Origin of the sequence: Streptomyces sp. NPDC005774 (assembly GCF_042871645.1) — a bacterium.
Lineage (GTDB): Bacteria > Actinomycetota > Actinomycetes > Streptomycetales > Streptomycetaceae > Streptomyces > Streptomyces pratens.
The window spans coordinates 141,733-149,413 of the sequence record NZ_JBIAIV010000002.1 but is presented as its reverse complement, the minus strand read 5'-3'; the positions used below and the strand labels follow the sequence as shown (position 1 = coordinate 149,413).

General features: G+C 70.4%; 6 protein-coding genes. 1 reads left to right on the top strand and 5 read right to left on the bottom strand.

The genetic code is table 11. From position 1 onward, the window contains the following. Positions 1–158: 158 nt before the first annotated feature. The 5 genes from ACFYQA_RS02890 to ACFYQA_RS02870 form a co-directional block, all read right to left on the bottom strand. Entirely contained in the window at positions 159–428 is a 270-nt protein-coding gene (locus tag ACFYQA_RS02890; RefSeq protein WP_388910662.1) for a hypothetical protein, read from the bottom strand. Then, entirely contained in the window at positions 425–853 is a 429-nt protein-coding gene (locus ACFYQA_RS02885; protein ID WP_388910658.1) for a hypothetical protein, read from the bottom strand. Before ACFYQA_RS02885 ends, ACFYQA_RS02890 begins: the two co-directional genes overlap by 4 nt. Before the next feature lie 102 nt (positions 854–955). Then, complete coding sequence (locus ACFYQA_RS02880; protein WP_388910655.1) at positions 956–1,321, bottom strand: PH domain-containing protein; 366 nt, start codon at positions 1,319–1,321, stop codon at positions 956–958. A gap of 101 nt (positions 1,322–1,422) precedes the next feature. Beyond that, on the bottom strand, positions 1,423–3,150 hold the full coding sequence (gene metG, locus ACFYQA_RS02875) for a methionine--tRNA ligase (RefSeq protein WP_388910652.1): 1,728 nt from the start codon (positions 3,148–3,150) through the stop codon (positions 1,423–1,425). A 154-nt stretch (positions 3,151–3,304) separates the two neighbouring features. After that, positions 3,305–5,119: a VWA domain-containing protein gene (locus tag ACFYQA_RS02870; RefSeq protein WP_388910649.1), complete on the bottom strand. Its 1,815-nt coding sequence runs from the start codon at positions 5,117–5,119 to the stop codon at positions 3,305–3,307. 255 nt (positions 5,120–5,374) lie between these two features. Between ACFYQA_RS02870 and ACFYQA_RS02865 the strand changes: the two genes are divergently transcribed. Continuing rightward, a complete protein-coding gene (locus ACFYQA_RS02865; protein WP_388910646.1) occupies positions 5,375–7,471 on the top strand; it encodes a PhoX family protein in 2,097 nt (698 codons plus the stop codon). Positions 7,472–7,681: the final 210 nt, after the last annotated feature.

The window sequence follows — 7,681 nt, the reverse complement described above, 5'->3', positions numbered from 1 at the left end:
GGGGGGGGGGGGGGGGGGCTCCCCCCCTCCGCGGGTGGGGGGCGGGGGGGGGGCCGCCCCCCCCCCCCCCCCCCCCCCCCCCCCCCCCCCCGCGGCCCCCCCCCCCCGCGGCCGCCCCCCCCCCCCCCCCCCCCCCTCTCCGCTGTTCACGGACGGGTTCACCAGAGGCGTCTGGTGTTCCCCTTGGCGTACTGCTCCGTGTATTCGTCCTTGTGCGTCAGAAGCCAGCACTTGAAGCCGAAGCACACGAGGTCGATCTCTCTGGAGGACAGGCCCGCACGGCCGCCGATCTCCGTGAATCTCTCCTTGAAAGCGGCCTGGGCCGTGGGCACGGGAACCCACGCGATCGCCACCGCCTGGAGCAGGGCGATACAGACATCCCAGAGCTCCGCCTCCAGTTCGGGTTCCAGAACGATGTGGGGCGTCACGGCTGTCCGAAGGTGTCCGCCGACGTGTCCGCCGACGTGTCCGTGTCGGACTGCGGCTCCTCCTGGAAAACGTCCTCGGCCGTGGTGGCTGTCAGAGAACGGTCGAACCAGACGGAGAGCGTGTCGAGGTCGGTGCAGGTGGTGATGCGCTCGCGGACGGTGTCGGAGATGGCGAGCCCCCGCACCTTGAGCACGCGCAGGATGTTCTCGGCCTTCCCCTCGGCCTTCCCCTCGGCTTTGCCGTCGGCCTTGCCGTCCAGGTACTTCTCCTCGAAGAGTGTCCTGTGCCCCGGGAAGTGGGTGACGACGTTCTCCATCGTGGTTCTCCAGTTCTCCCTGGTCGGTGTGTCCACCAGACCGACTTCCACCACTTCCGGGTGCTCCTGGAAGAGCCGGTGGGAGGCCTCGTGTGTCGATGTGACCATGAGCGCAAACTAGGCGCACTCAGGGCCGGTGCACCCGGCATATGCGGACTCATTCACCCGTTCGGGAACAGGGGAAACGTTCAGGCCGTCCCCGGAGGGAGGTCAGCGGGCCACGAACTGGGTGAGGATGGCCTGCACCTCGTAGATGTCGACGCCCTTGGTGAAGGTCTTCTGCACCGGGGTGGGGGTGCCGGAGAGCCAGATCTTCAGCTCGGCGTCGAGGTCGAAGGTGCCGGCCGTCTCGACGGCGAAGTGGGTGATGCTGCGGTACGGGATGGAGTGGTACTCGGTCTTCTTGCCGGTGATGCCCTGCTTGTCGATCAGGATCAGCCGGCGGTCGGTGAAGAGGATGGTGTCGCGGATCAGCAGGTAGGCGGCGTGCACCTGCTCGCCGTGGCCCAGGAGGCGGGCGTACTCCTGCTGCGCCGACGCGGGGTCGATGCTGTGCGCGTTGCCGAACAGTGCCATGGGTGCTCCCCTGCGTGAAGTGACCTCCCTGCGACGTTAACGAACGCGTCAGGGCCCGGGAACCTCTGTTCCCGGGCCCTGACGTCGGTGGTGCGAGGCCGTTACGCGGACTCGGGCTCGCCGCCGAAGCGCTCCTTGTACGCGTCCAGGTCGTCGTCCGTCAGCTTGGCGAAGAGGACCGGCGGGACGGTGAAGGGCGTGCCGGCGGGGACGGAGGTGAGGGTCCGGGCCTCCTCGGCGGAGACCCAGGCCGCGGTGTCATCGGCCAGGGAGAAGACCTGCCGCATCGCCGCCGACGTCGACGGGATGAACGGCTCCGACACCACCGCGTACAGGCGGATCAGGTTCATCGCCGTACGCAGGGTGAGGGCGGCGCCCTCCTGGTCGGTCTTGATCTCCAGCCAGGGGGCCTTCTCCTCCAGGTAGGAGTTGCCCGCCGACCACAGGGCGCGCAGCGCGGCCGCCGCCTTGCGGAACTGCGTCGCCTCCATCTGCGACTCGTACTCCGCGAGGAGCGATGCGATCTCCTCGCCGAGCCTGGTCTCGGCCTCGCCCGGCTCACCGCCCGCCGGGACCTCCTCACCGAAGCGCTTCTTCGAGAAGGACAGGACACGGTTGACGAAGTTGCCCAGGGTGTCGGCCAGGTCCTTGTTCACCGTGGCGGTGAAGTGCTCCCAGGTGAAGGACGAGTCGTCCGACTCGGGCGCGTTGGCGATGAGGAAGTACCGCCAGTAGTCGGCCGGGAGGATGTCCAGCGCCTGGTCGGTGAAGACGCCCCGCTTCTGGGAGGTGGAGAACTTGCCGCCGTAGTACGTCAGCCAGTTGAAGGCCTTGACGTAGTCGACCTTCTTCCACGGCTCGCGGACGCCCAACTGGGTGGCCGGGAACATCACCGTGTGGAACGGGACGTTGTCCTTCGCCATGAACTCGGTGTAGCGGACGGTGTCGTCCGCCTCGTACCACCACGACTTCCAGTCGCGCGTCTCACCGTCGGGCGCGGAGTCCGCCCACTCCTTCGTCGCGGCGATGTACTCGATCGGGGCGTCGAACCAGACGTAGAAGACCTTGCCCTCGGCCGCCAGCTCCGGCCAGGTGTCGGCCGGCACCGGAACGCCCCAGTCCAGGTCACGGGTGATCGCGCGGTCGTGCAGACCCTCGGTCAGCCACTTGCGGGCGATGGACGCGGCCAGCTGGGGCCACTCCTCCTCGTGCCGGGCCACCCACTCCTCGACCTCGTGCTGGAGCTTCGACTGGAGGAGGAAGAGGTGCTTGGTCTCGCGGACCTCCAGCTCCGTGGAGCCGGAGATCGCCGACCGCGGGTCGATCAGGTCGGTCGGGTCCAGCACCCGGGTGCAGTTCTCACACTGGTCGCCGCGCGCCTTGTCGTAGCCGCAGTGCGGGCAGGTGCCCTCCACGTAGCGGTCCGGGAGGAAGCGGCCGTCGGCCGGGCTGTAGACCTGCCGGATCGCGCGCTCCTCGATGAAGCCGTTCTCCCGGAGGCGGCGGGCGAAGTGCTGCGTGATCTCCACGTTCTGCTGCGAGGAGCTGCGGCCGAAGTGGTCGAAGGCGAGGGCGAAGCCGTCGTAGACCGCCTTCTGCGCGTCGTGCGCCTGCGCGCAGAACACGTCGACGGGCAGGCCCTGCTCCTTCGCGGCCAGCTCGGCCGGGGTGCCGTGCTCGTCCGTCGCGCAGATGTACAGGACGTCGTGACCGCGCTGGCGCAGATAACGGGAGTAGACGTCCGCCGGGAGCATGGACCCCACCATGTTGCCCAGGTGCTTGATCCCGTTGATGTACGGAAGGGCGCTGGTGATGAGGTGTCGAGCCATCGGGGGCTGCTCCCAGGTTGAAACGTACGGAATCTCCAAATCGTAGCCGACACGGGCACGCCGCCCGCTTCTCGTTTTACGGGCTGAGAAGCGGGCGGCGCGGGGGTGCAGGGGAGGGCTGTCGCCCGTCTGTCACGTGGGCCGAGGCCCCGGGTCAGGGGCGCCAGGACTCCAGTACTGCCTCGTAGAGCTCCTTGTCGGTGAGCTCCAGGGGAGATTCACCGGCGAGGAAGTGGGCCGTGTTCGGCGTCTTCAGCTTGCGGAGGTAGTCGAACGCCTTGTGGTCCGGGTCTCCGAAGGCGACGAACGAGAAGAAGACGGAGGAGTGGGTTTTCGCGGCCTCCGTGAGGGACTGGGTCGCGGGGGTCTTCGCGTCGGGCGCGCCGTCCGTCTGGAAGACCACCAGGGCGGGCACGCCGGGCGCCGCCTTGTCGTGCAGGGCGAGGACCTCGGCCACAGCCGCGTGGTAGCTGGTCCGGCCCATACGGCCGAGGGACGCGTGCAGGGTGTCGATCTTGTTCTCGTGGTCGGCGAGGGTCAGCTCGCCGGTTCCGTCGACCTCGGTGGAGAAGAAGACGACCTTGACCGTGACGGACCCGGGGTCCGTGTCGAGGTGGGCCGCGAGAGCGAGAGTCTGCTCGGCGAGCGCCTGCGCGGAGCCGTCCTTGTAGTACGGGCGCATCGACGCGGAGCGGTCCAGGACGAGGTAGACCTTGGCGCGGGTGTCGGCAAGGCCACGCTCCGCGAGGGCCTGGCCTGCGGCTTCGTAGGCCGTGCGGAGCGCCTCCGGCGTTTTGAGGGGGGTGGCCTCGGCCTCGGCTTCGCCCTCGGCCTCGGTCGTGTTCCCACCCGCACCACCCGTGCGGGTTTCGCCGTCGGGTGCGGGTGGCCCCTGGGGGGCGTCCTCGCCGTCGGCGGCCTCGGGCCGGTACTCCGGGGCTGCCTCAGGCCGCGCTTCCGCCACATCCGGCTTCGGCTTCGACTCGGCCTCGGCCTCGGTTTCGGTGGCGGCCTCGGGCTGAGGCTCCGGGGTTGCCTCCGGCTCCGGCTCTGCCTTCGGGTCGGCCTTGGCCTCGGACTCCGGTTCGGGCTCTGCCTTCGGGGCGATCGCGGGCTCGGTCCTGGGCTCGGGCTCGGTCCTGGGCTCGGGCTCGTCCTCGGCCACCGGCTCGGCCTTGGGCTCGGAAGCGGTGTCGGCCTTGGGCTCCGGGTCGGCCTCGGGCTCGGTGTCGGCCTTGGGCTCAGGCTCGCTCTCGGCCACCGGCTGGGGCTCGGCCTCGGACTGCGGCTTCAGCTCTGGTGCGGCCTCGGTCACCGGCTCGGTCTTGGTGGCAGGATCGACCTCGACCTCGACCTCGGCTACCGGCTGGGGCTCGGGCTTGGGGTCGGTTTTGGCCTCGGGCTGGGCCTCGGGCTCGTCCTCGGTCACCGGCTCGGGGTCGGGCTTGGGCTCGGAAGCGGTGTCGGCCTTGGACTCCGGGTCGGCCTCGGCCACCGGCTGGGGCTCGGCCTTTGCCTCGGCCTCGGGCTGAGGGGTGTCGGGGGTGGTCGCCGGCTTCGGCTCGAGGGTTTCGGCCGTGGCTTCGGGGGCCGGCTCCGGGGCGGGGCCGGTCTCCGTCTTCGGTTCCGGGGTCGGTTCCGGGGAGTTGGTGGGGGTGGAGGGCGTTGTGCTGTTGAAGGCCGCGGAGACGAGGTCGTGTGCGTCGGCGCGGGGTTCCGGGACGGAGGCCTTGGTGGCCTGCGGTGTCGGTTCGGGGGAGGGGGACGGAAGCCGGGGGGCCGGAGTTGCGGCCGCCGTGGACTCGTCGGCAGGCTCGGACGGCGTCGGGGTGGCCGCGGTCGCGGTGTCCGGGCGGGCGGTTTGTTCCGCACCGTCCGTTTCCGCGACCGGCGTCGCACCCTCTACCTCTGCCGTGCTCGCTTTGCGTGACCGGCCGAACGCGTTCCGCAGGAGAGTGAGAATGCCCATGTGCGCAACCCTTCGCGTGAGTTGTAGCCCGTCAATCCCTGGCCAGGACGGACACGTAAGGTTAGCCGCCCTTGTGGGTGATCTTGGGCAGGGTGTCAAGGGCGTCATTCGGCCCCTGTGGGCCGGAGTGCAGTGAAGCAGGTAACTCTCTTCGTGCTGCCGCAGGTTCACTCTCCGTTCACCCTGGCGCCCGGCTGCCGCACATATGTACCCCTACGGTCACGCTGACACCCCGGGTATCCAAGGAGAGAACACGTGCGCAAGCTGCTTCCGTTGATCGGGACGCCGTCCAGTTCGCACCCTGGCGGCCGGTCCGCCATGACCTGCCGTTTCCGGTGTGGTGACGCCTGCTTCCACGAGGTGCCCAACACCAGCTCCAACGCATACGTCGGTGACGTCATCTCCGACGCCCTCAGCCGCCGGTCGATGATGCGGGCCGCCGCCGCTGTCACGGTGGTCGCGGCCGGTGCCGGCGCGGTCGACCTCGCGGGTGCTCCCGAGGCCCAGGCGGCCCCCGTCGCCGGCAAGGGAGGCCAGGGCCACGGGCACGGTCACGGGCACCAGAAGTCGAAGGGGGCCCGCGGCCTGCGGTTCACGCCCGTCGCGCCGAACACCGCCGACGTCGTCACCGTGCCGGAGGGCTACGGCCAGAACGTCGTCATCCGCTGGGGTGAGCCGATCCTGCGCGGCGCGCCCGCCTTCGACCCCGAGAACCAGACGGCCGAGGCGCAGGCCGGGCAGTTCGGATACAACGTCGACTTCCTCGCCCTGCTCCCCCTCAAGGGTGAGCGCGGCCGCCAGGTGCTCGTGGCCAACCACGAGTACACCGACGAGGTGCTGATGTTCCGCGGCTACGACTCCGACAACCCCACCCGTGAACAGGTGGAGATCGGCTGGGCCGCGCACGGTCTGGGCGTGGTCGTCGTCGAGGAGGACCGCAGGAGCGGCAGGCTCACGCCCGTCACCCGGCACCACCTCAACCGGCGCCTGACCGCCACCTCCGAGTTCCGGCTGACCGGCCCCGTCGCCGGGTCCGACCTGGTGAAGACCTCCGCCGATCCGACCGGCCGCAAGGTGCTCGGCACCCTCAACAACTGTGCGGGCGGCACCACCCCGTGGGGCACGACCCTGCACGGCGAGGAGAACTTCAACCAGTACTTCGCCAACAGCGGCCGCGCGACCGACAAGCGGTACGGCATCGGCACCGGCGCCACCGAGCGCAAGTGGGAGCGGTTCGACAAGCGGTTCGACCTCGCCCAGGAGCCCAACGAGGCGCACCGGTTCGGCTACGTCGTCGAACTCGACCCGTACGACCCGGACTCCGTCCCGCGCAAGCGCACCGCGCTCGGCCGTTTCAAGCACGAGGGCGCGACCGTGCGTCTGACGCACGACGGCCGCCCGGTCGTGTACTCCGGCGACGACGAGCGGTTCGACTACCTCTACAAGTTCGTCGGCAGCAAGCGGATGCGGCACGGCGACAGCCGCTCCGCGCGCGAGCACAACCTCACCCTGCTCGACGAGGGCACCCTCTACGTCGCCAGGATCACCGGTGACTCGCCCGCCATCGAGATCGACGGCACCGGCAAGCTCCCGAAGGACGGCGAATTCGACGGCGGTGGCCAGTGGATCCCGCTGGCCACCGCCACCGCCAAGGGCGCCGTCTCGCACGTCGACGGCATGACCGCCGAGGAGGTCTTCGTCTTCACGCGGCTCGCCGGCGACAAGGTGGGCGCCACCAAGATGGACCGCCCCGAGGACGTCGAGCCCAACCCGGTCACCGGCAAGGTCTACGTCGCCCTGACCAACAACACCAACCGCGGTGTCGGTGCGAACCCGAAGGCGGACGAGGCCAACCCGCGCAACGCCAACAAGCACGGCCACATCCTCGAGCTGACCGAGCGCTGGAACCGGCCGGAGAGCACCCGGTTCGCCTGGTCGCTGTTCCTGGTCGCGGGCGACCCGCAGGACCCGGCGACGTACTTCGCCGGCTTCCCGAAGGACTCCGTGAGCCCCATCTCCTGCCCGGACAACGTCACCTTCGACGACCACGGCAACCTGTGGATCTCCACCGACGGCGCCGCCCTCGGCTCGCACGACGGGCTCTTCGGTGTCGCTACGCGCGGCGACCGCCGCGGTGAGCTGAAGCAGTTCCTCACCGTGCCGAAGGGCGCGGAGACCTGTGGTCCGATCGTCCAGGACCGGCGGGTGCTCGTCGCCGTGCAGCACCCCGGTGAGGTGGACGGTGCGTCGGTGGAGAACCCGGGCAGCACCTGGCCCGACGGACCCGGCACGTACCCCCGGCCCGCCGTGGTCGCCGTGTGGCGCACCGACGGCAGCGACATCGGCGTCTGAGGCCGAAGAACAAGGGCACCGGTACCGGCACCGGCACCGGCACCGGTACCGGCACCACCACGGATTCCGGCACGGATTCGGCTTCGGTGGCGGAGGGGGGGGGGGCCCCCCCCCGGGGGGGGGCGCCCCCCCCCCCCCCCCCCCGGGGGGGGCCGGGGGGGGCCCCGGGGGCGCCCCCCGGGGGGGGGGGGGGGGGGCGGGGGCGCGGGG

Excerpts from the sequence above, each read along its gene's own strand:
- ACFYQA_RS02885 (WP_388910658.1), bottom strand. The coding sequence starts at position 853 with ATGGTCACATCGACACACGAGGCCTCCCACCGGCTCTTCCAGGAGCAC.
- ACFYQA_RS02880 (WP_388910655.1), bottom strand. The coding sequence starts at position 1,321 with ATGGCACTGTTCGGCAACGCGCACAGCATCGACCCCGCGTCGGCGCAG.
- metG (WP_388910652.1), bottom strand. The coding sequence starts at position 3,150 with ATGGCTCGACACCTCATCACCAGCGCCCTTCCGTACATCAACGGGATC.
- ACFYQA_RS02870 (WP_388910649.1), bottom strand. The coding sequence starts at position 5,119 with ATGGGCATTCTCACTCTCCTGCGGAACGCGTTCGGCCGGTCACGCAAA.